Origin of the sequence: Bacillus cereus group sp. MYBK220-1, from assembly GCF_051916445.1 — a bacterium.
GTDB classification, from domain to species: Bacteria; Bacillota; Bacilli; order Bacillales; family Bacillaceae_G; genus Bacillus_A; species Bacillus_A cereus.
The window spans coordinates 451,142-477,423 of sequence record NZ_JBQAGQ010000002.1 but is presented as its reverse complement, the minus strand read 5'-3'; the positions used below and the strand labels follow the sequence as shown (position 1 = coordinate 477,423).

The window sequence follows — 26,282 nt, the reverse complement described above, 5'->3', positions numbered from 1 at the left end:
TATCCTTTCAGTTAGAAAAACAAAGAAATTCACCTTTCTCTCCGACAAATATCGACATTGAATCTATTCAACAAAAAGACGAGGATACAATCCCTCGTCTTTTTTCATTACTTTTCTTCAAATAATAATGCTTCTAATTCATTTAATTTCTCTTCAAATACTTGTAGTGCCTCTTTTACTGGTTCAGGAGATGCCATATCTACTCCTGCTTTTTTCAGCACTTCAATTGGATAATCAGAGCTTCCTGCTTTTAAGAACTCGTTAATATAACGTTCTACTGCTGGTTGTCCTTCTTCTAAAATCTGTTTAGATAGAGCTGTCGCTGCACTAAATCCTGTTGCGTATTGATATACGTAATAGTTGTAGTAGAAGTGTGGAATACGAGACCATTCTAAACCAATCTCTTCGTCGATTACTAAAGCGTCACCGAAATATTTCTTATTTAAATCATAGTAAATTTCCGTTAACATGTCTGGCGTAACAGCATGTCCTTCTTGTACTTTCTTATGAATAATATGTTCAAACTCTGCAAACATCGTTTGACGGAATACAGTACCACGGAACCCTTCTAAATAATGATTTAATAAATATAGACGCTCTTTCTTATCTTCTGTCGTTTTTAATAAATAATCATTTAGAAGTGCTTCATTACAAGTAGATGCCACTTCTGCTACGAAGATGGAATAATCACCATATACGTGCGGTTGTGTTTTTCTTGTATAGTAACTATGCACCGAATGACCAAACTCATGAGCAAGTGTAAATAAATTATTTACATTATCATGCCAGTTCATTAAAATATACGGATTTGTTCCATATGCACCAGATGAATATGCCCCGCTTCGTTTTCCTTTATTCTCATACACATCTACCCAGCGATTTTCATATGCCTCTTTCAAAATATCAACATATTCATCACCAAGTACGTTTAAAGATTTTAATAAAAGGTCTTGCGCTTCTTCGTATTTCACATTCATTTTCACTTCTGGTACAAGTGGTGTATATAAATCATACATATGAAGCTCATCAAGTCCTAGTGCACGCTTACGAATATCGATGTAACGGTGTAATAAATGTAAGTTGTCATTTACTGTTTCAACGAGTTGATCGTATACTGCTTCCGGAATATTATTATTGCTCAGTGCAGCTTGGCGAGCAGAATCATATTTACGAACACGCGCATTGAAATTATTACGTTTTACTGCTCCGCTTAACGTACTTGCGAATGTGTTTTTAAATTTTCCATACGTTTCATATACAGCTTTAAATGCATCTTTGCGAACACGAGGATCATCACTTTCTAAAAACTGAATGTAACGGCCATGTGTAATTTCTATTTCTTCTCCGTCTTCCCCTTTAATAGATGGGAATTTTAAATCCGCGTTATTCAACATACCAAATGTATTGCTTGATGAACTCATTACTTCAGATGCTTCCGCTAATAAAGCTTCCTCAGCTTCTGATAATACGTGCGGGCGTTGACGTGTAATTTCTTCTAATGCATGTTCATATACACTTAAATCTCTATTTTCCTTCAAGAATGTTTGCAATGTATCTTCTGAAATCGATAAAATTTCAGGCACAATATACGCTGTGCTACTAGATACTTGTGAATATAAATTTGTTGCACGATCATTTAATGCTTGATATACAGAGTTTGTTGTATCTTGATCGTAACGCATATGAGCATATGTATATAACTTACCTAATCGCATTGATATTTCATCTTCATATTGCAATGCCTCAAGTAAATTGTCCGCAGAGTCACCAAGTTTCCCTTTAAATTCAGTTAACTTCGGTAATAGCTCTTTAATAGCTTGGAATTCTTTTTCCCATTCTGCATCCGTTTGAAAAATATCTTCTAATCGCCACGTACTTGCTTCTTCAATCTCGTTGCGATCTGGTAATGCTTTCGCTTTGTTTTGTTCAGACATTCTTTAAGCCCTCCTTTAAATATCTCTACTTAAGTACAATTCGTTTTTTTCTTATGTAATTCCTTCACAATCATTCTTTATTATATCCGCTTTTCCTCCTCTCATGTTAAAATTTGCCTCAAATAAAGATAGCGCATGTATTAAGCAAATCTCATCATGTTTCATAATTTCCTCCTCTGTTTTTAACATCACGGCATCCCTTATTTTTCGGTACGTATAAGTTCCCACTTTACGTAAAACACCTATATAGCATAAAAATGTCATATATTCAGTAACTGCCATTTTCCATATGTGCTGCGAAAAGTACGGAAGTATCCGCCTTTTCGTATACCTTTTTACATAACTACACACGTATTGAAGAGAAATACACTCTCCCACTGCAAGCTCCCCTATACACTTCATATATAGAAAAGCTTGCCATATAAATGGGTTTGTTTGAAAAGCAAATGCAGAAGGGAGTGGAACACCAATTTCAGAAGGAAAGCTCGCTGGGGTACATTTAAATTGATATAAGAGGCGTAATAATGACTTATAATTATAATTCCAAATCGGTAAGGCATTTTGGCGAAAGTTTTTCTTTCTCTTCTTCCACTCTTCACCCAATCTTTCTTTCCCGAAAGGAACAGGAGAAAAAAGCATTTCAAAAGTAGTCGCATCAGTTGGTAAATATATAGTATGTGAGAAAAAAACATTTGTAGAAAAGGGAGTGACAAATGCACATTTCATAAATGATTTTTGTTTCGGACAGAAGAAAATAAGAAGTGGCTGAGGATAAGATTGTAAGGAGAAAGCCATAAGTGAGGAAAATTTCATCCAATATGCAGATTGCTTTTTCAATTGATTTCCACCAACGATCCAAATGACCTGTATACCAGCTTGCCAATACGAATATGTTCTTTTGTACAGCTGCTCTATAGCGAGGTTTGCACATTGGTATTCAATTGCAATTTTTCTACCCGCCCTCTCTACAAAAACATCTGGTCGTTGCTTAATTTCTGGGAGGTAGTACTCTATATCCACCTGAAAGTTTTGACGTTTGAACCATCTATATAACAATTCTTTACCATGCATATGATACTTTGATTCCGCTTCATAAAAGGCAAGACATGAATCCACTTTTTTATGAGCAAAATGCCAACTTTTTTGTTTCCCTAATTTCATTTGCACTTCCTTTCCGCAAGCTACACAAAAGAATCGTTCTTGTTGACGCATACGGCGCAAAAGCTCTTCATTACAATTATAGAGTAAATGAATTTTTTCACCGTTTTCTCTTTTAGCGATAAATATCGTAATCACACCCTTTCAGCTCCTTATATTCTACAATTTGTTACAAATTCCTTTTAAAAAAGAGATGTCCCAATTTCGGACATCTCTTTTTATAATAAAGGTGATAATAATCGGTACGTTGATTCAACAATTCGTCTATGAAGACGTCTTTTATGAAAATGATCACCATGAATTTCACTTGATTCTTCTAAATCATCTTTAAAGTCTTGAACAAGTTTTCGAATGCTATCTGTATCATATAAAAAGGCATTTACTTCAAAATTCAAATGAAAACTTCTCATATCCATATTAGCTGTCCCAATTGAAGCTAAATCAGAATCAACGATGACAATTTTACTATGAAGAAAACCTTTTTCGTATTCATATATCTTTACTCCTGCATCTAAAAGCTCTGGGAAGTACGATCTCGATGCGTAAAAGACAGTACGCTTATCCGGTTTACTCGGCATTAATAAACGAACATCAATACCAGCAAGTGCAGCAACCTTTAATGCGGATAAAATATCATCATCCGGAATAAAATACGGCGTTGCAATCCAAATTGATTTCCGAGCAGAAGCGATCATTGCGAAATATAAATGCTTAATCGTTTCCCACTTATTATCGGGGCCACCTGCAACTAGCTGCACTCCTCCCCAATGATCACCCTCAACTGCTTTTGCTTGTAAATATTCAGGGGCTAGCACAGCCTCTCCAGTCATATAAAACCAGTCTTGAAGGAAAATAAGTTGTAAACTTTGAACCGCTTCACCACGTAAATACAAATGCGTATCTCGCCAAAAGCCAAAATATTTATTTTTCCCTAAATACTCATCACCGATATTTAATCCGCCTACAAACCCTTCGTTCCCATCAATCACAACAATTTTCCTATGATTTCGATAATTAATCTTATCGTTTAAAATCGGAAAGCGCACAGGAAAGAATGGAATCATTTCTACACCTGCATCGTTTAATTCTTCAATATACGATTTCGATAACTTAAAACTTCCAACCGCATCATATAAAAAGCGAACAACAACGCCTTCTTTCGATTTTTGTATTAAAATATCTTTAATTTCTGTTCCTAATTTATCATCACGCACAATGTAATATTCCATATGAATGTGATGTTTCGCTCGTTTTAACCCATTTAAAATAGCCCGAAACGTTTCATCTCCATTTGTTAATGTCCTCGTTTCAGTTTGAAATGAAATATTTAAAGCTCCTAATCGATCCGCTAAACGAAATAACAGTTCTTGATGCTTATGATTGCGTAAAATTCGTTCTTCGTAATCTTCATGCCCTTTATATTGTAAAAACGCCTGTTCATCAAGTAACGCCTTCTTTTGGAACATTCTTTTTCTTCGAAAATTTTGTCCAAATAATAAATAAGCAAAGAAACCAAATACCGGAAAAATCCCTAAAACAATTAACCATGTAAGTGTTTTAGATGGATGTCGATTTTCTAAGAAAATAACGCAACCAATTAAAAACGCAGATACTGTAAATAAAATACTAATAATACCTAAAATCGAAACATCTTTTATCCCAATCACATCTGAATAAAATGCTACATCAATAAACATACGTAACGAAACAAATAATGCGAACAATAGCAGTATAAAGAAAATCAGCTTTAACGTATTTTTCATCTCTTACCTCCTAACTAAGAAAGCTTTCCTATTCTTCATATAAAAAGCCGATTTCATACTACAGAAATCGGCCTACGTTTTAGCAGGAAAATTATTGCGAATCGTTTCAAGCGCATGCTCTTTCACAATTTGTTTTCCATACTCACTTACACGATGAATTGTTAAAGTTGATTCTTCTCCATATTCTAAAATAATACTTAAAATACGATCGATTTCTTCTTCATCATGTAGCACTTCATCGAATTCCACATATACATAATAGCGGTCCTCAAATGAATACAGCTCATCTTTTATATCTTCAAAGATAAGACGATGACTTAATGAAATGACATCTTCAAAATCATTAAATTTAATTAAAAAGCCAAACGTACCATCTTCATTAAAGTTTGTTCCTGTTTGTTCTTCTACCTCTTCGACTAATTCTTGTTGAAATAATGATTCGATGCCTTCATCTAGAGGAATATCTATAATTTTGTCTACCCCTATCGGTAGTTCCAGCTTTTGTCCGTCCTTTGAAAGCTCTGCTTTCGTGACAAGTACTTCAATCCCTTTATCGACTGCTTGCACTTGAATCCATAACGGTCCATCAATAAAGAAATCGTCATGATCACGAGCTTCGTCCATCATCTCCCAAAAGAGCTCTTCACTTCGTTCGCGATCATACCAAATTTCTTCACGATTAAATCCTCTATCCTCTATATCAATGTACGTAATAAAAAATTTCATCGTATGATCATTAATTCTTTCAATATCCAAAATACAACTCTCCCTTCCTGCTTAGAATTGTTATGAAGGGATTCCCCACTCATATGACAAATCAATAGATCCTTGTACTCTCATTTTATGATAAGATTCTCCAGAATGGAAATAAAATCGATTTATTTTACAAAAATAGTTATATGCCTATCTTTCCTCGATAAACTACATAAATATATTATTATAGCGATTTCTTACTTACAAAAAATTTGGACATACATTTCCACATTCCCCCGTACACTGTAATAAAGTGAAACTTCTATTAGAAGAGATTATTTAACAACAACTTTCTTCATCACATACATATAGTTCGCTTATTAAAACATCATAAATGGAGGCAGACGAATGGACTTAGAGTTTTTAACATCCGTACTAATGATTGTCGGTATCGATGTTGTATTAGGTGGTGACAATGCAATCGTCATCGCACTAGCTAGCCGAAATTTACCTGAATCGAAACGAAATAAGGCTATTTTGATCGGTACTCTTTTAGCGATTGTACTAAGAATCATCCTTACTATACTAGCTGTCTATTTACTCGACATTCCATTTCTACAATTGATTGGCGGGGTTTTACTTACATTAATTGCAGTCAATTTATTAACCGATAATAGCAACGATCTTTCTTCTATTCAAGGAAAAACAACTTTATTTCAAGCTGTGCGGACAATTGTTTTCGCGGATCTCGTTATGGGGTTTGATAATGTTATTGCCATTGCAGGTGCAGCTCACGGAAGATTTTTACTCGTCATAATCGGCTTACTCATTTCTATCCCGATTATTATTTGGGGCAGCAAACTTATTTTAATACTTATGGAACGATTTCCATTCCTCATTTATTGCGGGGCAGCGATTCTTGCCTATACTGCAGGAAAAATGGTTACACATGAAGACAGACTTGCAACCTTTTTTCATAACAATCCAAGTTTCACTACAAGCATTCCTTATTTGTTCATTTTCACTATTTTATGCATCGGCTTTATCGTACAACAAGTTCGATTACGCAATGTGAAACATTAAAAAAAACCTTCTACTATATAATAGGTAGAAGGTTTTCATATTATTATAATTAATTTACAAGACGTTGTGCTTCACGTAATTGGAACGTTCTTACTGTACGTGGTAAGAAACGACGAATTTCGTCTTCGTTGTAACCAACTTGAAGGCGTTTCTCGTCAATCATAATTGGACGACGTAAAATCCCTGGATAGTCACGAATCATCTTATATAAATCTTGAAGTGGTAAAGACTCTAAGTTTACATTCAATTCTTGGAAAACTTTCGAACGAGTAGAAATAATCTCATCCGTTCCGCTTTCTGTCATACGTAAAATCTCTTTAATTTCCTCAATCGTTAATGGATCTGAGAAAATATTACGTTCTGTATAGGGAATATGATTTTCCTCTAGCCATAATTTCGCCTTTCTACAAGACGTACAGCTTGGAGAACTATATAATGTTACCATACAAAGCTCACTCTCCTTAAAGAGTACAAATTCTGTACTAAATACAGTTTTAATTTCTAACTTCAGCAATTTTTCGCGATAACTTGTCTTATTGAAAAGTACAAAAATCGCATTTCATGTAAGCAACAACTTATAATAAACAACAATTACTTTTAATAAGTAACTTCTATAATCATTATACAATAGATTTTGCAAGAAATATACAGTAAATTTCCTGCTAGTTGAGAAAACTCTTCCGTGCATTTCACTGCTATGTAACATGATTACGCTCACTTCAGCTGTACTTTAACAATAACTTTCAATCCTTTTACTACTCACTTCTCATAGATTTTTCATATAATATATAGTTATTTATCTATAATCTTCCCTATGAAAAAGAGAACGTTTTCTTACTTTTTCTTGATAAATCAATTAAGAAATGTAAGACTATACAAATGAGAATAAAAAGGAACATTTGTTCTTATTTTAACAAATATCCTCCCTCCTGTCTACACGATTTCTAAAGTAAATTAAATATTTTTCTGACATTTCTTTCTTTTTCATTTTTTATCTCATACAATAAACATACAGACAGGCAAAGGGGGAGTTTTCAAATGATTGCTTTTTTTATTGATTTTATTACGGTTGCTGCCCTCATCATCGGAATAACAGCATTGATTGGTGTCATTACAAATAGCATCGGCGAAAAGCTCTTTGGTGGAAAAGAAAAAATGAAGTTTGTTAACAAAAGTTTGGGTGTACAATCTGGCTGGAACCAAGTTGGCGGAAAAGGCATTTATAAGAAACGAACGTATTAAAAAAAAGCAGGCGATCGCCTGCTTTTTTTCTTATTTCTCTACTGACGCCCATTTAAAGCTTAAATCGCCGCCATATTTATGGTTATACATATTTTTAATTGAATCTCTTTGTAAATATGCTCTACCACGTTGATATACTGGAACGATCGCAGCATCATCAAGTAACATTTTTTCTGCTTCTAATAAGTTCTTCCAACGAGCATTTACATCGCTTCCATCTTTTTTCGCCTTCATAATGATTTCATCGTATTTTGGATTAGAGTACTTCATCTTATTTTGTGACCCATCTGTTACAAACATATCAAGATATGTAATTGGATCTGGGAAGTCCGCACTCCATCCAGAGAATGACATGACATAATCGCCCGCATCTTCTAATTTTAGTTTTTGTGCGAATGGTTGTTGTTTAATTTTTACTGTTAAACCTGGTAAATTCTTTTCTAATTCACCTTTTAAATATTCACCAGTTTTCTTTGATAACTCTACATCTTCATTTAATAATTCTAATTCGATTTCATTTTTACCAAGTTCTTTTTTACCAGCTTCCCAATATTTCTTCGCTTCTTTCACGTTTGGTTTTACAATATCCCCGTTTACAGCACGGAAATCTTTTTTATCTGGTCCTTTAATGAAGTTATCAGGAATTAATCCTGTTGCTGGCTTAGAACCGTTATTTAATAATGTATCCACGAATGGCTTACGGTCAAAAGCAAGTGAAATTGCTTTACGAATATTTTTATTTGCTAAAGCTGGATCTTTTTGATTTAAACGAAGGAAGAATACAGATGTATCTTCTACTGTTTGGAAATCTGGTTTTCCTTTATATTTATCAATAAACTCCGCTAATAACGACGCTCGATCAATTGCATTTGTTTCATATAAGTTAATTGGCGTAGATGTATCTTTTACAATATTAAAGTTTACTTCTTCAATCTTCACTTCTTTATTGTCCCAATATGACGCGCTCTTTGTCATTTTAAAGCTACGTTCATGTTGCCAATCACTTAATGTAAATGGCCCGTTATAAAGCGTTGTATTCGCTTCCAAACCAAACTTCGTACCTTGCTCTTTCACAAACTTTTCATTCACAGGATAGAAGATTGGATATACCATTAAATCTACAAGGTATGGAATTGAATTATCTAATTCCACTTCTAATGTATAATCATCAATCGCCTTTACCCCTAATTGATCCGGACTCATCTCTTTTTTATTAATTTTCTCTGCATTTTTTATATCATACATAATGTACGCTGATTTCGCAGCTGTATCTGGGTTAATCGCTCTTTGCCATGCGTATACGAAATCTTTTGCCGTCACAGGATCACCATTTGACCATTTTGCGTCTTCACGTAATTTAAATGTATATTTTTTACCATCTTCTGATTTTTGGAATTCCTTCGCTACACCAGGAACTAGCTTATCATCTTTTCCTAAACTGTATAAGCCTTCCATCGTATTACCCATTACTCTTGAAGAAACTGCATCAGCTGATAACGCTGGATCCATCGTTGGAATTTCTTGCGTTTCAATTAAGTTAATAACTTGCTTCGCACCGCTTTTCCCGCTATCCCCTTTTGCGTTCGCTTGCGGTTCATCTTTTTGGTAGCTACATGCCCCTAACATCATGCTCATTGCTACTGTTGATACTACAAAAACTGGCATCTTTTTTTTCATACTTCCACCCTCCATAAAAATGTTAGCCCTTTCATTTTCAAACAGAAAGAAATATATATATGTTCTAATAATTCACATTATACACACAAATATATTTTTTGTATATTTATATTTCTATTTCATTAAAATTTCCTGTTAAAAAATAAATCTTTGTAAACGTTTCATATTGCTGATTATTCTTACTAAAGTGTTAAAAACAACATTTTTTATACTTTTCTAAATTATCAGAGAAAAATGAATTTTATATCTCATAATACTTTATGTATAATTATCCTTTTGTTTTTATCATAAAATAGCACTCTCTTCATAATAAAAATATGTAGGCTAAAATGAGTGCAAAGGTTAAGAAAGTATGTTACGATACATTTTGCTAAAAATAGATATCGGTAAAGAGGGGACGGACATGGCAGCAATTCAGGCAAAAAACGGGCCTACTGAGAAATTAAGTTTATTCTTATTAACATGGCCTATTTTTCTAGAAGTTTTTCTTTTTATGTTAATGGGGATCGCTGATACTTTCATGTTAAGTGCATTATCAGACGATGCTGTATCTGGGGTTGGTGCAGCGAATCAATACCTCCATATCGCTATTTTGGTACTAGAAGTCATCGGGAACGGCGCAGCTATCGTCGTATCTCAATACCTCGGTTCCAAACGCTTTATGGAAGCATCTAAAATATCAGCATTAGCCGTCACATTAAATTTAATAGTTGGGCTCGTTATAAGCGCTGGTTTTCTTTTATTTTCGAAACATATGATGCTCGCAATGAACTTACAAGGCGATGTACTAACGTATGCGCAAAACTACTTATCTATCGTCGGAGGAGCCATCTTCCTACAAGCTATTATTAACTCATTAGCCGCAATTATCCGTGTACACGGTTTTACAAAGCAAGCGATGTTTATTTCACTCGGAATGAATATGATTCATATCGCTGGAAACTACGTACTCATTTTCGGGAAATTTGGTTTCCCTGAGCTCGGTGTACAAGGGGCTGCCATTTCTTCTGCTGTCAGCCGACTTATAGCACTTATTGTTTTCTTCTGGTTACTATACCGCGTTATGGAATATCGTGTAAAATTACAATATTATTTTACCTTATCAAAAGAATATATCGGGAAAATTTTAAAAATCGGGATTCCATCTGCTTTTGAGCAAGTTATGTATCAAGCTTGTCAAATTGTCTTCTTATACTATGCAACATATTTAGGAACGGAATCGTTAGCGGCTAGACAATACGCTACGAACATTTCTATGTTCACTTATTTATTCGCTATTGCAATTGGTATGGGAACAGCCATTATTATTGGCCGCCTCGTTGGTGGTGGCGAAAAAGATGAAGCATACGAACGCTTGTGGAAAAGTGTAAAATGGGCGATTGGTGTAACTTTATGTATGGTCGCTCTCGTTATTACATTCCGTACACAATTAATGGGACTGTTTACAGATAATCCGTACATTATCGGGTTAGGCGCAAGTGTTCTTTTACTAAGTGTACTACTTGAAACGGGACGTACGATGAACATCGTCATCATTAATTCGCTTCGTGCAGCTGGTGATGCAAAATATCCTGTTTTAATCGGTGCATTCTCTATGGTGTTAATGAGTTTACCACTAGGTTACTTTTTCGCCTTTCATTTAGATATGGGGCTCGTTGGTATTTGGCTAGCAATCGCCATCGACGAATGGACACGTGCCATTATTATGTTCTTCCGCTGGAAAAGTAGAGCATGGGAGCGTTATGCACTTGTTAAACCTGAAGAACAAGAGGAGAATGTTTCTGTTCAAGTTCAGTAATTTTGCATATGGATATCACTAATGATACATGAGATTTATATCGGCGATTCTTTAAATATATCGACTGACCGACAAATGTATACAATTCTTTTATATAGTAGAAAAAGAGCCATCCTTCCATAACAGAAGAATGGCTCTTTTTCTTATTGATAAATCTCTTTATATTTCTTGTACTCCGCTTCCGAACATAGTACGAAATGTCCTGGGCGAATTTCACGCATTGTTGGTGCTTCACTACCATAATTATGCTGTGATGGATCATATACGATACGTTTACGATTGCGCTCATAATCTGGATCTGGAAGTGGAATCGCTGATAATAGTGATTTCGTATATGGATGAATTGGATTCGCATATAATTCATCACTTGTTGTTAACTCAACGATTTGGCCACGGTACATTACACCAATACGATCACTAATGTATTTTACCATTGATAAATCATGGGCGATGAATAAGTATGTTAAACCTTTTTCTTTTTGTAACTTTTTCAGTAAGTTTACAACTTGCGCCTGAATCGATACGTCAAGTGCTGAGATCGGCTCATCGGCAATGATAAATTCTGGGTCTACAGCAAGCGCTCGAGCGATACCGATACGCTGACGTTGTCCACCTGAGAATTCGTGTGGGAAACGGTTTGCGTGCTCTTTATTTAAACCAACTGTGTTTAATAGTTCATGAACACGGTCCATGCGCTCTTTTTTACTTTTCGCTAATCCGTGAATATCAATACCTTCTGCGATAATATCCCCTACTGTCATACGAGGATTTAATGATGCGTATGGATCTTGGAAAATCATTTGCATTTTACGGTTGAATTTCTTCAGTTCTGCGCGTGATTTCTTACCATGTACGTTTTCACCATCGAACAATACTTCACCAGCAGTTGCATCATATAAACGAATAATCGTTCTTCCAGTTGTCGATTTACCACAACCTGATTCTCCTACAAGACCAAATGTTTCTCCGCGGTAAATATCAAATGAAATATCATTAACCGCTTTGACAACACCACCACTCACGTCGAAGTGCTGCTTTACATTTTTTACTTCAATTAATTTCTCACGTTGTTTAGTCATGTTGTTCACCTGCTTTCATTTGAAGAATGCGTTTTTCAACGACTGCTGGCGGTTTTACTTCTGGAGCTTGCTCGTGAAGTAACCAAGTTGCCGCATAGTGCGTATCACTTACTTTAAATAAAGGTGGGTCCATTTCAAAATCAATTTTCAGTGCCTGCGGGTTACGTGGTGCAAAAGCATCTCCCTTTGGCGGCTTCAATAAATCTGGAGGCGTTCCAGGGATTGCATATAACTCTTCTTCTGAACCATCTAAACTTGGCATAGATGCGATTAAACCCCAAGTATATGGATGTTTCGGATTGTAGAAAATTTCATCTACAGTTCCAATTTCAACAACTTTACCAGCGTACATAACTGCCACTCGGTCCGCAACGTTTGCTACTACACCTAAGTCATGCGTAATGAAAATGATTGCTGCTTCTGTTTTTTGCTGAATGTCTTTCATAAGTTCTAAAATTTGCGCCTGAATCGTAACGTCTAGCGCTGTTGTCGGCTCATCGGCAATTAATAATTTCGGGTTACAAGCTAACGCCATCGCAATAACTACACGCTGTCTCATACCACCTGAGAATTGGTGAGGATATTGTTTTAAACGAGCTTCTGGATTTGGAATACCTACAAGGTCAATTAATTCTAAAGCAACTTTACGTGCATCTGCTTTACTCATCCCTTGGTGTTTAATTAGACCTTCCATAATTTGATTTCCAATTGTCATCGTTGGGTTTAATGATGTCATTGGATCTTGGAAAATCATCGCGATATCTTTACCGCGTACTTGCTGCATTTCTTTTTCTGTTAATTTCGTTAAGTCACGACCTTCAAATACGATTTCACCATTTTTAATGCGTCCAGGAGGATTCGGAATTAATCCCATTAACGCTTTAGAAGTAACTGATTTCCCTGAACCAGATTCTCCTACAATCGCCAATGTTTCTCCTTTTTTCAAATCAAAAGTAACGCCGCGTACAGCTTGTACTTCACCTGCATGTGTATCAAAGGAGACTTGTAAATCTTTTACCTCTAACAATGTTTTCATCTTTGCCTCTCCCCTCTTTTACTTACGCATTTTTGGATCTAACGCGTCGCGTAATCCGTCTGCCATTAAGTTAAACGCTAAAATTAATATACTGATGACAACCGCAGGGATGAACATCATATGCGGATACGTTTGAATAGATTTATAACCATCATTTACAAGAGAACCTAGTGACGCAAATGGCGGCTGAATTCCTAAACCGATGAAACTTAAGAACGCTTCACCAAACACCGCTGATGGAATTGTAAACATTGTCATTACGATAATAGGTCCCATTACGTTTGGAATTAAATGTTTCACAATTAATTGTGTATTTGTTGCACCTAATGTACGAGATGCTAATACATATTCTTGGTTTTTTAACTTTAAGATTTGTCCACGAACAATACGCGACATCCCTATCCAACCTGTAATCGCCATCGCGAGTGTAATTGACCAAATACCAGATCCCATAATGATTACCATTAAAATAACGATGATTAAGTATGGAATACCGTTAATAATCTCCATAATACGTTGCATAATGTTATCTACTCTACCGCCGTAGAATGCTGAAATACCTCCGTATGCAACCCCAATTACTAAGTCAATTGCTGCTGCTAAAAGAGCGATATATAATGATACGCGTGTACCTTCCCATGTTCTTGTCCATAAGTCACGGCCAAGATCATCTGTACCAAACCAGAAGTACTCTTTAATATCACGTTTTTCATATTGGTCAACACCATATTGATCTGTACCGTCAAATGGTAACCAATGAACATTTTCAATAACTGGAATTTTTGGTGGTAATTTCGCTCGACCTAAATCTTGCTCTTTATACGAGTGTTTACTTACCATCGGTCCAAAAATCGCTAATAGTGCAATGATAACTAATAATACAAGGCCAAGCATCGCACCTTTATGTTGGAATAAACGTCTTCTTACATCTTGCCAAAACGTTAGGCTTGGACGGGCAATGACTTCATTATCAACATTATTTTGATTGGCTTGTTGAAATAAATCTGGAGATAATTTTTGTACATCTTTCATCATTTTTTCCCTCCCGCTAAACGAATACGAGGATCAATAATTCCGTATAAAATATCGACAATGAAAATAACTAAAATGAAGATTGCACTATAGAAAATCGTAGTTCCCATAATAACTGTATAGTCATTTAAAGTAATCGATTTAACGAATTGTTCACCAAGTCCTGGTACAGCATAAATTTGCTCGATAACAAGTGTTCCTGTAATTAATGCCGCAACCATTGGTCCTAAAATTGTTACAACTGGAATTAACGCGTTACGAAGTGCATGTTTGACAATGATAACGCCTTGGCTAATTCCTTTCGCTTTCGCTGTTAAAATGTAATCGGCTTGCATAACTTCAATTAATTCTGCACGAGAGAAACGTGCGATTGTTGCAATAACTCCCATCGATAATGCAATTGTAGGCATTACAGTAAACTCTGGTCCTTTCCAGAATGCTACTGGGAACCAGCCAAGTTTTACCCCTACGAAATATTGCAGTAATGCGGCGAATACGAATGATGGTACCGACATTCCGAGTACCGAAATAACTGTTGCACTATAATCTACCCACGTATTATTACGAAGTGCGGCAACAATACCTAAAATTAAACCGATAAATGTTCCTAATATAATCGCTTGTAAACCTAATTGGGCTGATGGTCCAATACGATCCACAATCATGTCTGTTACTGGGCGGTTATCATATTGGAATGATACCCCTAAATCACCTTTTGCTAGGTTACCTAAGTAACGTGCGTATTGAACTGGTACCGGATCATTCAATCCGTATTTTTCAAGAATGATTTCTTTTTGTGCCGGTGATAGCTTCTCCTGGTTTTTAAGCGGAGAACCCGGAAGTAATTTCATCAAAAAGAAAGTCAGTGTAGTAATTAAAAATAATGTCAAAGCCATGTACACGAAACGTTTTAATACATAACGTCCCATATCAAGCACCTCCCCGTTTTTCTCAAAAGCAATAAGATAGTTTAAAATATTCTTACTTTTATTTTTTTAAAATAAGAGCATATGCCCATCATAGGCATATACCCTTGTAAACGATGGAAAAAAAGATTATTTTTGTTCAACAGATGCCCATTTGTAAGTTAATTTACCACCATAGTTAATTGGGATAATATCTTTTACGGCACCTTTTACTACATACGCTGAACCTTTTTGGAAGATTGGAGTGATAACTGCATCCTCTTTAATTAACATCTTCTCTACTTCTAGAAGGTTGTCCCAGCGAGCTTGTAAATCTTTTGTATCTGTTTTAGCTTTTAGGATTAACTCATCATATTTCTGATTAGAATACCCTGTTTTATTTTGAGAACCATTCGTAACAAACATATCTAAATATGAGATTGGATCTGGGAAATCTGGTCCCCAAATACCAAACGCAATATCATATTGCTGAGAATCTTCTAATTTATTTTTTTGTGCGAATGGTTGCTGTTTAATTTTAATTGATAAACCTGGTAAGTTCTTTTCCATCTCACCTTTTAAGAATTCCCCAACCTTTTTAGCATCTTCATTATCAAAGTTTAAGAATTCTAGTTCGATTTTATCAGTTCCAAGCTCTTTCTTCGCTGTTTCCCAAAGCTTTTTCGCTTCTTTTGGATTTGTTTCAACTAGCTTTCCATTTTCAGCTCGGAAATCTTTTTTATTCGGACCTTCAGCGAAATCTTTTCCAACAAATCCGTAAGCTCCAATTGCACCGTTATTTAAAATAACTTTTGCAATGTTATCACGGTCAAAGGACATTGAAATTGCTTTTCTTAAGTTTTTATTACTTAAGTACTGATTACTTTGATTAAATCTTAAGTAAGCAACCCCTTCTTCTTTTCTTGTTTGGAACTCTGGGCTTTTTCTAAACTTATCAACAAATTCAGACGTTAAAGCCGCTCGGTCAATCGCGTTTGTCTCATATAAATTTACATCAGTTGCTGTATTTTTTACAATATTAAAGTTGATTTCTTCGATTTTAACCGTTTTATTATCCCAATATGAAGGATTCTTCTTGAATTGGAAACTTTGTTCATGTTTCCAATCACTCATAACGAATGGACCGTTATATAATGTTGTATTTGCCTCTAAACCAAATTTATCACCTTGTGCTTTTACAAAGTTTTCATTTAGTGGGTAAAATACTGGATAAACTGTTAAATCGATAAAGTAAGGAACGGGATTGTCTAATTCTACTTCTAATGTATAATCATTAATCGCTTTTACACCTAATTGGTCAGCAGGTAATTCTTTTTTATGAATTTTCTCTGCATTTTTAATATCGAACATAATGTACGAATACGTTGCTTTTGTATCTGGATTTACTGCTCTTTTCCATGAATACACAAAATCTTTAGCTGTTACAGGTTCCCCATTCGACCATTTCGCATCTTTTCTTAATTTAAATATGTATTTCTTCCCATCATCTAGCTTTTCGACATCTTCTGCAACTCCAGGCATTCTCTTTTGATCTTTGCCAATACGATATAAACCTTCCATCGTATTATTTAATGCTGTAGAAGATGAAGAATCAGATGCTAATGATGCATCCATTGACGGAATTTCAGATAACTCTGTTAAATTAAGAATCTGTTTTCCGTTACTACTACTCGTAGCGTTCTCTTTCCCTTTTGCTTTTGCGTCATCTTTTTGGTAGCTACACGCGCTAAGCAACATACTTGCAGTTAAAGTTGATGCAAGTAATAACGGTATCTTTTTCTTCATGTTGTGTTGCCTCCCCTAATTGCACTTCCTGTACCCTCACTTGTTAAAAAGTAGAATTGAAAGAATAATCTCCAAGTTTCTACAATTTTCATTATACATATAATATAACAATTGTGAATATAGTTTTTTGTTTTTTTGTTAAAATTTTTAATAAAATATTTATATTTTTAATTTTTCGTAAAGGGATACATTAACATTGCTACCATCATCTTAAAATCAGACCTTTAATTGCGTATAATTTTCAAAAAATTAATCCTAGTACTTATTATAGCTTTTATAGTATAATAATTCTAGTAATATTTTGACGGAGGGGAATATTTTGAATAAAGTTTTTTTTCATACTTGTATACTAATTTTTATAGCGATGATTGCTTCTAGTATTGGTGCATTCCTCATTTCATCTCAATTTTTGTTGAACTTTGTCAACATTTTGTTTTATATTGCACTGTTTTTTTTTCTGATCGGCGGTTTTTTATACATATTTCAAAATGGTTTTTTCAATGTAACCATTTACGCATTCCAAAGAGTATTTGGTACGAACAAAAAGATTGACTCTTTAATTGAAGAAGTCGAGGAACCTACAGATAAGAAAGAACGTATTTATAAAACATATTCATTCAAATGGACATATCCAATTTGTATTACAGGTATCTTCCTTGGGTTGTTCTCGACCCTCATTAGCTTTACTATTTTGATGTAGTTTGCAAACACTATCCCATATGATATAATAATCAGCAAAACATTTTGTTATAAAACTTTAGTTCTTTCATATTAAAAGAGCTCAAGTAACAATAAATAAATTTATATGTATGCGATGATAAAGAAAAGTACATATTGAGGCAATTTCAGAGAGCTTGTGGTTGGTGTGAACAAGTAATTGTACAGTATGGAATGGGCTTTTGAGCACCAAACCGAACCGAAAGTAGTAGGCTTTGGCGTTATATCCAAACGTTATTATGGATTAGAGAGATTTCACAGTAGTGAAATAATTAGGGTGGTACCACGGTCCATTCGTCCCTATAGTTTTTTGGGATGAATGGGCTTTTTTGTTTGCCTTCTCTTCCCCACATCACGCATTCTATTTTAGGAGGAATTACTTATGTCAGTTATCTTTTCTGGTATTCAACCAAGTGGAACGATTACACTTGGAAACTATTTAGGAGCAATGAAGCAGTTTACAGAGCTTCAAAATGAACACGACTGTTATTTCTGTATTGTAAACCAACATGCGATTACAGTACCTCAAGATCCCGTCGGGCTTCGTAAAAACATCCGCAGTCTTGCTGCACTTTATGTAGCATGCGGCATCGATCCTGAAAAAGCTACTTTATTTGTACAATCAGAAGTACCAGCACACGCTCAACTAGGATGGATCATGCAATCTGTTGCTTACGTTGGAGAATTAGAACGTATGACGCAATATAAAGATAAAGCTTCTGGTAGAGATTCAGTTCCAGCTGGATTACTTACGTATCCACCATTAATGGCTGCTGATATTTTACTTTACAACACTGAAATCGTGCCGGTTGGTGATGACCAAAAGCAACATATCGAATTAACACGTGACTTAGCAGAGCGTTTCAACAAACGTTACCGCGAAATCTTCACAATGCCTGAAATTCGCATTCCAAAAGTAGGAGCTCGCGTTATGTCATTAACAGAGCCTACGAAAAAAATGAGTAAATCTGATCCGAATCCAAAATCAATGATTAGTATGCTTGATGAGCCAAAAACAATTGAAAAGAAAATTAAGAGTGCTGTAACTGACTCTGAAGGTATTGTGAAATTTGATAAGGAAAACAAACCTGGTATCTCTAATTTATTAACAATCTACTCTTCATTCTCTGGAAAAACAGTTGAAGAAATCGAAGCAATGTACGAAGGAAAAGGATACGGCGACTTCAAAGGCGACCTAGCGCAAGTAGTCGTAGAAGCTATTCGTCCAATTCAAGACAAATATAACGAACTAATCAACTCACCAGAACTAGACGAAATCCTAGACAAAGGTGCAGAAAAAGCAAACCGCGTCGCATTCAAACAACTACGCAAAGTAGAAAACGCAATGGGACTAAGCAGAAAACGTAGGTAACATATAAAGCGGAGGCGACTGCTTAGCCCTGACGGTTAAGGTTCTTTCCCACAGAAGGTGCTTTTTACCTTCTTGTGGGGAAGGTTCTTAGACGCGAAGGGTTAGGAGCCGGAGCTAGATTACATATAAAGCGGAGGCAGCTCGTTCAGCTCTGACTGGCTAAGGTTCTTTCGCATAGAAGACGCTTTTTGTCTTCTTATGCGGAAGGTTCTTAGACACGAAGAGTTCGCTGCCGGAGCTGGATTTCTACAAAAAGCGGAGGCAGCTCGTTCAGAATGTGAGGGGGATGGAGCTCCTGACGTAGAGACGCTTTTTGCCTCGCAGGAAGGCGCGAAGCCACCGAACATTCTTGCCGCTGGAACTAGATTTCTACAAAATTAAAAAACCGCCAATTGGCGGTTTTTTAATTTACCTTTTGCTCATTTTCCATTTCCCATAACTTTTCAAAAAATGGCTGTCCTTTTACGAGACGCTCGCATAATTGTTCGTGCTTATCAGACCAGCCTGTTTTCGCTTCATCATACAGCTTAGCCCAAATATCTTCAAATTCCATATGTTGAACCATTCCATATGCTGATGGATCCCACTCTGTGAACCAATAGCGAATTTCTGCTGTGTTTTTCGTTGTATGTAATTGATCTAACGCCATAAATAATAATTGTTTTAGCTGTCTTTCTTTACGAGTCAAGCCATTCATAATGAAAGGCGATGGTGATAAAATATGATGTTCTTTTTCTGTTTCTTCTACTTGGAACTCATACTTTTCTGCTTGTACATTTTCTACCATCTCATATACCATCTGCTCTTGGCGTGGTATAAGTCTACTTTTGCGAATTGGTACATTGTAACCAATTGTGTCAATCGCAATAATTCCTTTTCCATCTGTAACAACAAAGCAATACTCTTGCTGCAAACGTTCATGATTTTTACGAATATAAGCCTTATGATGTACGTCTTCCAGCATTTTTTGCGGAAGCTCTAACAATTCGTTCTCGATGTAATGATATAATGTGGCATCTACTTTTAATAATGGCACTTGATCTAATAGCTCAATCGTATCATCTTTCCGCCATTCGTAAAAATGACAAACGTTATACCCATTCTCTTCACCTTCAAACCAATTTACCCATACATCATGTAGATATAACATTCACTACCCCTCACTTCACTACTGTTTGTACCAATCATTATGTTCATTTTTGCTTAACTTTATTCCACTTGAGGAAATATATTCTAATTATTATTTTTTCTTCTATTAATACTAAAAAAACAGGAAATAGAACTCCTGTTTTTTTATATATGAAATGTACTTGCTTTATTCAATATTTCTTTTGCATCTATAGATAATAAAGAAAGTGTATCTTCTCCTTCCAAAGTTACACAATCTTTGACAATATGAAATCCAAGCGCATAGCCAAGCATCTTCGGATAAGAGTGAAAGCCATTTAATAAGATGTCATGTTCCCTTGTTCCTCGTTTTATACTTATTCTTTCATGTACAACATTTTTCCAATAATAAACAGCCTCTTCTTTTGAAAGATACGCCGTCCACGGTGCATTGTTTTTTTCTGTATACCTTTCTGTTACTGCTTGTTCCGCTAGCCCTTCCATAATCATCGTATCAAGTAATGTATATTCTGTTTCTTTCGTCTCAATTTGATGTAACCTGCATATGTGATGATATTCATGCGCCAATAACACTTTTAATTCTTCTACCGAATTCCGCCCACATACGAATAAGAAAATAACATGACGCATAGATAATCCAGCCCTACCGTTATACTCTTCTTGTACAGTTCGATTATAGGAATCTGATAATAAAATAAAGACAGGGACATCTGGACCTTTTAACCAATTTTTCAGTTTATCATACTCCAGGCTCAATTCTTTCCAAATTTCCTTTTCCTCTAATTCTTTAATTTCCTTTTCTCCGCGCATGATCGGGCGATACATCCCTTTTGAAATTAAAAAGCGATACAACCTTTCTTTTGGCAACGGAATATACTTCGTAAATTTCTCACAAAGTTTTTCTGGCCGTCCATAATATAAATGTAGCCATTCAGCTGTTTCAACAATCCCCATCTTTATCCCTCCTTTTTCTTATGTATATGCTACAGGAGAAAAAGGCGTAAAAATAAATAAGGAGTTTTTTCGCAATCTATTGCGAAAAAACTCCTTATTTCATCGATTATTTATACGATTTAAATACTAACACTGCGTTATGACCACCGAATCCTAATGAGTTACTTAATACTGCATTTACTTCTTGGTGTCTCGCTTGATTTGGTACGTAATCTAAGTCACATTCTGGATCTGGTGTCTCATAGTTAATTGTTGGAGGAATTACTCCGTCTGTAATTGATTTAATAGAGAAAATCGCTTCAACAGCACCAGCTGCTCCTAATAAGTGACCTGTCATTGATTTCGTTGAGCTAATTGCTACTTTATACGCGTGCTCGCCGAAAGTTTCTTTAATTGCCATCGTTTCATATTTTTCATTCGCATCCGTACTTGTACCGTGCGCATTAATGTAATCAATATCTTCTGGCTGTAGGCCTGCATCAGCTAAAGCTTGACGCATTGCACGCACTCCGCCTTCCCCACCAGGAGCAGGCATTGTAATATGGAATGCATCTCCAGTTGCACCATAACCAGCAATTTCCGCGTAAATGTGAGCACCGCGTGCTAATGCGTGCTCTAATTCTTCAAGAATTAGAATACCTGAACCTTCACCCATTACGAAACCGCTACGGTTTTTATCAAATGGACGGCAAGCCGTTGCTGGGTCTTCATTAAATGTTAATGCTTTCGCTGAGCTAAATCCTGCGAATGCCATACTTGTTAGCGGCGCTTCTGCTCCGCCTGTAATCATTGCATCAGCATCACCACGCTGAATTGCTTTAAATGCATCACCAATTGAGTTTGCACCAGATGCACAAGCCGTTACAGAACAAGTGTTAATTCCTTTTGCTCCTGTTGCGATTGATACTTGACCTGCTGCCATATCTGGAATCATCATCGGCACGAAGAATGGGCTCACGCGGCGTGGGCCTTTCTCAGTAAAAATCTTAAATTGTTCTTCGTATGTTTCCATACCGCCAATACCAGATCCAATCCATACACCAATTCGAGGTCCGTTTTCTTCTGTAATTTCAAGCTTTGCATCTGCAACTGCCATTTTCGCTGCTGCTACTGCATATTGTGTAAAGCGATCCATACGGCGCGCTTCTTTTTTATCAATATATTTCTCGACTTCAAAGTCGTTAATTTCCGCTGCTACTTTTGCTGGAAATAGTTCTGGATCAATTCTTGTAAGTCGCCCGATTCCAGATACACCCTTTTTAATGTTTTCCCACGCTGTTTCAACATCTGTTCCGACCGGTGTAACAGCTCCTAGTCCTGTAATTACGACCCTCTTTTTTTCCATACAAAATACACTCCTTTTTTTCTCTCAGTCCTTATTTACCCCAACGAAGAGCGACTGCTCCCCATGTTAATCCGCCGCCAAAACCAACAAGTATAATTAAATCACCGTCTTGAATACGTCCGTTTTGCAATTCCTCTACCATTGCAATCGGAATGGAAGAAGCTGATGTATTACCGAACTTCTCAATTGTCATACTCATTTTTTCTTGTGGTAAATTTAACCTCTCTCTTGCAGATTCCATAATACGAATGTTTGCTTGATGCGGTACTAAGAAATCCACATCTTCTTTCGTAAGACCAGCTTTATCTAAAACGCGAAGACAAGAATCACCAAGTTGACGAACGGCAAATTTAAACACTTCTCTGCCATTCATCATAACATACTCGTCTTGATAAAGGTGCTTGCCGCCACTTCCGTCTGCTCCTAATTCAAAAGATAGAACGCCTTTACCTTCTGAAACAGCTCCCATTACGACAGCACCGGCTCCGTCTCCAAATAGTACTGCTGTATTTCGATCGTTCCAGTCTACAATTTTAGATAGTTTATCACTACCAACTACTAATACATTTTTATACGTTCCTGTTTGAATAAATTGCTGCGCTGTAATCATTCCGTACATAAAACCGGCACATGCTGCACTTAAATCCATTGCAGCTGCATGTTTCGCTCCTATTGCTTCTTGAATTACACAAGCAACTGCTGGAAAAGCACGATCTGGTGTTACTGTTGCTACTAAAATAAGATCGATATCCTCTCCGCTAATTCCTGCATCTTCAAGTGCTTTTTTAGAAGCCTCTACGGCCATATATGAAGTATCTATTGTATCATCGGCAATGCGTCTTTCTGCAATTCCCGTTCTCGTACGAATCCATTCATCGGATGTTTCCATTATTTTCTCTAAATCGTGATTTGTGACTACTTTTTCTGGCACATATCTTCCGATCCCTAAAATGCCCACGTTCACATCGCAGCCCTCCGTTTTATATCAATTATTATGACTTGGTACTAATTTTAAAACATAAATGTATTTTTGTCTAGAATATATTTCGCATAAAACAGAAAGCTAACGCATTATTCACGTTATTTTTCATTAAAAGAAACAGAAACATACCTCTCAAATATAAAAAGGCTCAAACCGCTTCTATTCACGGTTCGAGCCTCTCTTCCATCTTAAAAAGATGCTTTTTATTCTTGATCTGCTTTCCTTCTAAACTAGAGAGTTCTCCTCACTACTTTTCCTTTATCCTCTTCATATCTCTGGTTTTCTCCCAGGCGAGAATAAAAAAGGCCCTGACCGCTTCTATCCATGGTTCGGGCCTCTCTTCCATCTTAAGAAGATGCTTTTTATTCTTTTTATTCTTTATCTGCTTTCCCAAGCTCATAAGCTTCGTTCATAACTTTCATTAACAACTCTAACACCGGCTGTGCCTTCTCCATATCAAGTGCAATTCCATTATCATCTAAAATTGCCTTTGCTTCCGGTAAATGCTTCATTGCGATTTGTAAAAACTGCATGCTTTTTTCGTTCATATTATGCTCTTCCTCTCCATTAAAACTTTCACATACAATAGTGTAACACGCGTACTACCCTTCGTATAACTCTTTATATTTTTTCATGTGTGCCAGTTGTTTATTTAAACCGTATTCTAACGGAGTATTTCTTTTTATTGAAATTACCTCGATAGCCTCATCTCTTACTTCGTTATTATTTTTATTTACTTTATCATCCGCGCGTAAAAGATTCATACCTTTTTCCCATAATGACTGTTTACCACTAAGTAAATTGTATATACCAAGCTGCGCCCCGTTCGTTCCATTTTCCCATAAGTATTCACATACATCTTCAACGTAAAGTAAATCATTCCCCTTTTCCTCAATCGTACAACGGCACTCTTTTTCACCTAATTCTGATAAAATAAGCTGATGAAACATCATAAAGGACGGTTGCCACGGTCCATATAATGTTGGAACTCGAAATACACTATATTGTAAATTCCCTTTTTTCAATCCTTCTTCTACTTTCAAAAATAGGCGCTTATTTTCGGATTCATCTGTACTGCCTACTTCAATAGAAGAAATTAAATTTAACTTCACTTTTTGTTCTTCACACATTCTTATAATTCGCTTTAAATATTGTAATATGACTCTTTCATTCCGAAATCCACTTTGCTGATTTGGCTCATATAAGCAAAAATAAACAGTATCGAATCTCTCTTCCTCAACCGATCTCCATCCATCTTCATCTCTTATCGAATAATACGTAAATAACGCATTTCGCCCAATTAATAATAACTTCTCTTCATTAATTTTCGTCATACTATCGAATTCATCAAAATCAAGACCATAGACTTCCACTTCTTCTGCAATCATTTTATTTACAAGGTGATAACCTACAAACGTAAGTGCACCTATTATCAGCACGCGTTCCATACCACCAACCCTTTCCCTCTGAAACAAATAGCTCCTCATTTATGTATATGGGAGCTTCATAATTCTTCTTCATATTTTTTAAAGAAATCAGTCGTTTGCCTAACCATTTTATATTTCACATCTTGCAGATGGAACAAGACAGAAGTATCACATTGATTTAGTTGCCTCATTTTCTCATATCTACGCAACTGCTGTTTTCTTCCTCTTTTTTCTTGTGTTGATACGATAATTTTAACAGGTACACAAGATGGAAGAAGCGTAAATGATTTCTTATTTATTTTTGATTCTAATTCTTCTTCTTTGGCATCATACGCCAAACTTAATTCCTTCACGAGTCTCTTGTAAAAAAATTTATGCTCTTTCTCAAAACTTACATATTCCGGTAAATCTAAACACGGATTTAGCATAACAACAGAACGAATACATTCAGGATATTTGTTCATCATTTCAAGTGCTACAAGCGCTCCCATACCATCTGCCATAATGTGCATTTTCGCATTTAACGTCTCTTTTCTCAAAACAACATCATATAAACGTTTTGCCAGACGAACAGATTGATCGTTTCCCCAATGTCTTCCGTATAAATTAGAGGAAAAGACCGTGTAGCCTTGTTCAATAAGACCATGTAAAAAATAAGATTTACCCGCATGTTGTGTCCATAAACTTGTACCATTCTCAATAAAGTAGTTATAATCACCGAGGAGCATAACAGAAAATCCATTTGGCTTCTCCGGTAAATAAATGACACATGGTTCTTTTTCTAAGTAAAAAAAACGTTCCGTAATACTCATTTTTCCCCCGCCTTATTTTCTAAACATATAAAAGTACTCTTTTATAATGTATGAACGGAATGCAAATTTGCGTTGAAAAATCTACAAATATTTTTCTATATTCTTTTTTCAATTGTGTTACAATAAGGACAGATTGAACGAATAGAGGTGTAAAATATGCGTTTCATTTGGGCATTAATTTGGTCGTTCTTACTTGTACATATGATGAGCTATGTAATCGGCTCTATGACTGGCGGTACATACGACTTTAACCAAGCGTCTATTTTCTCAGTTGTTCTTGCTGTGTTAGTACTAGCAATTTCAGCTGCAATTCCAAACGAGCCAGTAGAACAACACTAA

At 35.8% G+C, this 26,282-nt stretch carries 24 protein-coding genes and 1 other annotated feature; of the genes, 6 read left to right on the top strand and 18 right to left on the bottom strand.

Annotated elements, in window-relative coordinates:
• Positions 1–107: 107 nt before the first annotated feature.
• The 4 genes from pepF to mecA all read right to left on the bottom strand — a co-directional run bounded on the left by pepF (position 108) and on the right by mecA (position 5,611).
• On the bottom strand, positions 108–1,934 hold the full coding sequence (gene pepF / locus ACTFRU_RS09305; protein ID WP_000003348.1) for an oligoendopeptidase F: 1,827 nt from the start codon (positions 1,932–1,934) through the stop codon (positions 108–110).
• A gap of 51 nt (positions 1,935–1,985) precedes the next feature.
• On the bottom strand, positions 1,986–3,230 hold the full coding sequence (locus ACTFRU_RS09300) for a competence protein CoiA (RefSeq protein WP_000628315.1): 1,245 nt from the start codon (positions 3,228–3,230) through the stop codon (positions 1,986–1,988).
• A gap of 80 nt (positions 3,231–3,310) precedes the next feature.
• A complete protein-coding gene (locus ACTFRU_RS09295; RefSeq protein WP_000799194.1) occupies positions 3,311–4,855 on the bottom strand; it encodes a cardiolipin synthase in 1,545 nt (514 codons plus the stop codon).
• A 72-nt stretch (positions 4,856–4,927) separates the two neighbouring features.
• Positions 4,928–5,611 carry an adaptor protein MecA gene (mecA, locus tag ACTFRU_RS09290; RefSeq protein ID WP_000350713.1) on the bottom strand — a complete coding sequence of 228 codons (684 nt, stop codon included), beginning with the start codon at positions 5,609–5,611 and terminating at the stop codon, positions 4,928–4,930.
• Between the two features lie 345 nt (positions 5,612–5,956).
• On the opposite strand from mecA, the gene ACTFRU_RS09285 reads away from it, so the two are divergent.
• Positions 5,957–6,631: a TerC family protein gene (locus tag ACTFRU_RS09285; protein WP_000362607.1), complete on the top strand. Its 675-nt coding sequence runs from the start codon at positions 5,957–5,959 to the stop codon at positions 6,629–6,631.
• Positions 6,632–6,680: 49 nt separating this feature from the next.
• On the opposite strand, the gene spx is transcribed toward ACTFRU_RS09285, so the two are convergent.
• Positions 6,681–7,076, bottom strand: a complete 396-nt coding sequence (gene spx, locus ACTFRU_RS09280; RefSeq protein WP_000258267.1) for a transcriptional regulator Spx — start codon at positions 7,074–7,076, stop codon at positions 6,681–6,683.
• A 593-nt stretch (positions 7,077–7,669) separates the two neighbouring features.
• Here spx and ACTFRU_RS09275 point away from each other — a divergent pair.
• A complete protein-coding gene (locus tag ACTFRU_RS09275) occupies positions 7,670–7,873 on the top strand; it encodes a hypothetical protein (protein WP_000559972.1) in 204 nt (67 codons plus the stop codon).
• 30 nt (positions 7,874–7,903) lie between these two features.
• Here ACTFRU_RS09275 and ACTFRU_RS09270 read toward each other — a convergent pair whose 3' ends face one another.
• Entirely contained in the window at positions 7,904–9,550 is a 1,647-nt protein-coding gene (locus tag ACTFRU_RS09270) for a peptide ABC transporter substrate-binding protein (protein WP_000728609.1), read from the bottom strand.
• A 352-nt stretch (positions 9,551–9,902) separates the two neighbouring features.
• Between ACTFRU_RS09270 and ACTFRU_RS09265 the strand changes: the two genes are divergently transcribed.
• Positions 9,903–11,348, top strand: coding sequence for an MATE family efflux transporter (locus ACTFRU_RS09265; RefSeq protein ID WP_002164600.1), 1,446 nt, complete (start codon positions 9,903–9,905; stop codon positions 11,346–11,348).
• A 143-nt stretch (positions 11,349–11,491) separates the two neighbouring features.
• Here the strand turns inward: ACTFRU_RS09265 and ACTFRU_RS09260 are convergent, their stop codons facing one another.
• The 5 genes from ACTFRU_RS09260 to ACTFRU_RS09240 form a co-directional block, all read right to left on the bottom strand.
• Complete coding sequence (locus ACTFRU_RS09260; RefSeq protein WP_000166348.1) at positions 11,492–12,427, bottom strand: ABC transporter ATP-binding protein; 936 nt, start codon at positions 12,425–12,427, stop codon at positions 11,492–11,494.
• Positions 12,420–13,463, bottom strand: a complete 1,044-nt coding sequence (locus ACTFRU_RS09255) for an ABC transporter ATP-binding protein (RefSeq protein WP_000854346.1) — start codon at positions 13,461–13,463, stop codon at positions 12,420–12,422. Before ACTFRU_RS09255 ends, ACTFRU_RS09260 begins: the two co-directional genes overlap by 8 nt.
• 18 nt (positions 13,464–13,481) lie before the next feature.
• Positions 13,482–14,498, bottom strand: a complete 1,017-nt coding sequence (gene opp3C, locus ACTFRU_RS09250) for an oligopeptide ABC transporter permease (protein ID WP_000974106.1) — start codon at positions 14,496–14,498, stop codon at positions 13,482–13,484.
• Positions 14,495–15,424, bottom strand: a complete 930-nt coding sequence (gene opp3b, locus ACTFRU_RS09245) for an oligopeptide ABC transporter permease (RefSeq protein WP_000534167.1) — start codon at positions 15,422–15,424, stop codon at positions 14,495–14,497. Before opp3b ends, opp3C begins: the two co-directional genes overlap by 4 nt.
• Positions 15,425–15,550: 126 nt before the next feature.
• Entirely contained in the window at positions 15,551–17,206 is a 1,656-nt protein-coding gene (locus tag ACTFRU_RS09240) for a peptide ABC transporter substrate-binding protein (protein ID WP_440037616.1), read from the bottom strand.
• A 319-nt stretch (positions 17,207–17,525) separates the two neighbouring features.
• Between ACTFRU_RS09240 and ACTFRU_RS09235 the strand changes: the two genes are divergently transcribed.
• Together ACTFRU_RS09235 and trpS are read left to right on the top strand one after the other, a co-directional pair.
• Positions 17,526–17,906 (top strand): DUF3899 domain-containing protein, encoded by a 381-nt coding sequence (locus ACTFRU_RS09235; protein WP_440037615.1) that lies wholly within the window; start codon positions 17,526–17,528, stop codon positions 17,904–17,906.
• A 105-nt stretch (positions 17,907–18,011) separates the two neighbouring features.
• Positions 18,012–18,228, top strand: a binding site (T-box leader).
• Between the two features lie 77 nt (positions 18,229–18,305).
• Positions 18,306–19,295: a tryptophan--tRNA ligase gene (gene trpS, locus ACTFRU_RS09230; RefSeq protein ID WP_000110982.1), complete on the top strand. Its 990-nt coding sequence runs from the start codon at positions 18,306–18,308 to the stop codon at positions 19,293–19,295.
• Positions 19,296–19,698: 403 nt separating this feature from the next.
• Here the strand turns inward: trpS and ACTFRU_RS09225 are convergent, their stop codons facing one another.
• From ACTFRU_RS09225 to ACTFRU_RS09195, 7 genes are all read right to left on the bottom strand, one after another.
• Positions 19,699–20,445, bottom strand: coding sequence for a YjbA family protein (locus ACTFRU_RS09225; protein ID WP_000966127.1), 747 nt, complete (start codon positions 20,443–20,445; stop codon positions 19,699–19,701).
• A 143-nt stretch (positions 20,446–20,588) separates the two neighbouring features.
• Entirely contained in the window at positions 20,589–21,377 is a 789-nt protein-coding gene (locus ACTFRU_RS09220) for a DUF2268 domain-containing protein (RefSeq protein WP_000513278.1), read from the bottom strand.
• A gap of 106 nt (positions 21,378–21,483) precedes the next feature.
• Complete coding sequence (gene fabF, locus ACTFRU_RS09215; RefSeq protein WP_000412656.1) at positions 21,484–22,722, bottom strand: beta-ketoacyl-ACP synthase II; 1,239 nt, start codon at positions 22,720–22,722, stop codon at positions 21,484–21,486.
• 31 nt (positions 22,723–22,753) lie between these two features.
• Positions 22,754–23,686, bottom strand: a complete 933-nt coding sequence (gene fabH / locus ACTFRU_RS09210) for a beta-ketoacyl-ACP synthase III (RefSeq protein ID WP_001100547.1) — start codon at positions 23,684–23,686, stop codon at positions 22,754–22,756.
• Positions 23,687–24,075: 389 nt separating this feature from the next.
• Complete coding sequence (locus ACTFRU_RS09205) at positions 24,076–24,252, bottom strand: ComZ family protein (protein ID WP_001986215.1); 177 nt, start codon at positions 24,250–24,252, stop codon at positions 24,076–24,078.
• 54 nt (positions 24,253–24,306) lie between these two features.
• On the bottom strand, positions 24,307–25,179 hold the full coding sequence (locus ACTFRU_RS09200; RefSeq protein ID WP_006921015.1) for an NAD-dependent epimerase/dehydratase family protein: 873 nt from the start codon (positions 25,177–25,179) through the stop codon (positions 24,307–24,309).
• Positions 25,180–25,208: 29 nt separating this feature from the next.
• Positions 25,209–25,943, bottom strand: a complete 735-nt coding sequence (locus tag ACTFRU_RS09195) for an alpha/beta hydrolase (RefSeq protein WP_440037614.1) — start codon at positions 25,941–25,943, stop codon at positions 25,209–25,211.
• Between the two features lie 156 nt (positions 25,944–26,099).
• Here ACTFRU_RS09195 and ACTFRU_RS09190 point away from each other — a divergent pair, with 156 nt between their 5' ends.
• On the top strand, positions 26,100–26,282 hold the full coding sequence (locus tag ACTFRU_RS09190) for a YjzD family protein (RefSeq protein ID WP_001211116.1): 183 nt from the start codon (positions 26,100–26,102) through the stop codon (positions 26,280–26,282).

Bases quoted from the DNA above. Each gene is read 5' to 3' on its own strand.
- pepF (WP_000003348.1), bottom strand. From the start codon at position 1,934: ATGTCTGAACAAAACAAAGCGAAAGCATTACCAGATCGCAACGAGATT.
- ACTFRU_RS09295 (WP_000799194.1), bottom strand. From the start codon at position 4,855: ATGAAAAATACGTTAAAGCTGATTTTCTTTATACTGCTATTGTTCGCA.
- ACTFRU_RS09285 (WP_000362607.1), top strand. From the start codon at position 5,957: ATGGACTTAGAGTTTTTAACATCCGTACTAATGATTGTCGGTATCGAT.
- spx (WP_000258267.1), bottom strand. From the start codon at position 7,076: ATGGTAACATTATATAGTTCTCCAAGCTGTACGTCTTGTAGAAAGGCG.
- ACTFRU_RS09275 (WP_000559972.1), top strand. From the start codon at position 7,670: ATGATTGCTTTTTTTATTGATTTTATTACGGTTGCTGCCCTCATCATC.
- ACTFRU_RS09270 (WP_000728609.1), bottom strand. From the start codon at position 9,550: ATGAAAAAAAAGATGCCAGTTTTTGTAGTATCAACAGTAGCAATGAGC.
- ACTFRU_RS09265 (WP_002164600.1), top strand. From the start codon at position 9,903: ATGTTACGATACATTTTGCTAAAAATAGATATCGGTAAAGAGGGGACG.
- ACTFRU_RS09260 (WP_000166348.1), bottom strand. From the start codon at position 12,427: ATGACTAAACAACGTGAGAAATTAATTGAAGTAAAAAATGTAAAGCAG.
- ACTFRU_RS09255 (WP_000854346.1), bottom strand. From the start codon at position 13,463: ATGAAAACATTGTTAGAGGTAAAAGATTTACAAGTCTCCTTTGATACA.
- opp3C (WP_000974106.1), bottom strand. From the start codon at position 14,498: ATGATGAAAGATGTACAAAAATTATCTCCAGATTTATTTCAACAAGCC.
- opp3b (WP_000534167.1), bottom strand. From the start codon at position 15,424: ATGGGACGTTATGTATTAAAACGTTTCGTGTACATGGCTTTGACATTA.
- ACTFRU_RS09240 (WP_440037616.1), bottom strand. From the start codon at position 17,206: ATGAAGAAAAAGATACCGTTATTACTTGCATCAACTTTAACTGCAAGT.
- trpS (WP_000110982.1), top strand. From the start codon at position 18,306: ATGTCAGTTATCTTTTCTGGTATTCAACCAAGTGGAACGATTACACTT.
- ACTFRU_RS09225 (WP_000966127.1), bottom strand. From the start codon at position 20,445: ATGTTATATCTACATGATGTATGGGTAAATTGGTTTGAAGGTGAAGAG.
- ACTFRU_RS09220 (WP_000513278.1), bottom strand. From the start codon at position 21,377: ATGGGGATTGTTGAAACAGCTGAATGGCTACATTTATATTATGGACGG.
- fabF (WP_000412656.1), bottom strand. From the start codon at position 22,722: ATGGAAAAAAAGAGGGTCGTAATTACAGGACTAGGAGCTGTTACACCG.
- ACTFRU_RS09205 (WP_001986215.1), bottom strand. From the start codon at position 24,252: ATGAACGAAAAAAGCATGCAGTTTTTACAAATCGCAATGAAGCATTTA.
- ACTFRU_RS09195 (WP_440037614.1), bottom strand. From the start codon at position 25,943: ATGAGTATTACGGAACGTTTTTTTTACTTAGAAAAAGAACCATGTGTC.
- ACTFRU_RS09190 (WP_001211116.1), top strand. From the start codon at position 26,100: ATGCGTTTCATTTGGGCATTAATTTGGTCGTTCTTACTTGTACATATG.